Genomic DNA, 511 nt, shown 5'->3' on the forward strand with positions numbered 1-511 from the left:
AAGACCTTTAGCCAGTTCAGCCGCAAGGGCTTTGAGTTTCTTTTCGTCCATAATTTGCCTGTCTCCGTTACTGGAGTGAACATATCAAAAACAGGCAATTACACAATTTTAATTACAGGCTCATTTTTTCGTCTGTAGCTCACGTCCCCGTTGGTTTTCCTTCGTTTTACCTTCTCCTCAAGTATACCAAGTTCAACCGACATCAACTTGCTTGCGAGTATATATTTATAACTCGGAAGTCTTTACATACTCACAGGCTATCTAAAGGACATACATCATGGCATTGACCGATGTAAAAGTACGGACAGCAAACCTGAAGTAAAGGAGTACCAACTTGGTGATGGTGATGGGATGTCTTTGTTAATTCATCCCAATGGTTCCAAGTATTGGTGACTATGTTTTCGTTTTGCTGGTAAACAGCATCTGATGGCGTTAGGTGTTTATCCTGAAACTTCTCTTTCTGTTGCCCATCAGAAACTCGATGAAGCTAGAACACTAGTCGCTGCGGTGG

1 pseudogene is annotated in these 511 nt (G+C 41.9%); it reads left to right on the forward strand.

The features are described from left to right. Nucleotides 1-277 precede the first annotated feature (277 nt). Nucleotides 278-511, forward strand: a pseudogene (locus YALDO0001_RS22160) (Arm DNA-binding domain-containing protein); the annotation flags it as partial.

It is taken from the genome of Yersinia aldovae ATCC 35236, from assembly GCF_000173735.1.
Classification (GTDB): domain Bacteria; phylum Pseudomonadota; class Gammaproteobacteria; order Enterobacterales; family Enterobacteriaceae; genus Yersinia; species Yersinia aldovae.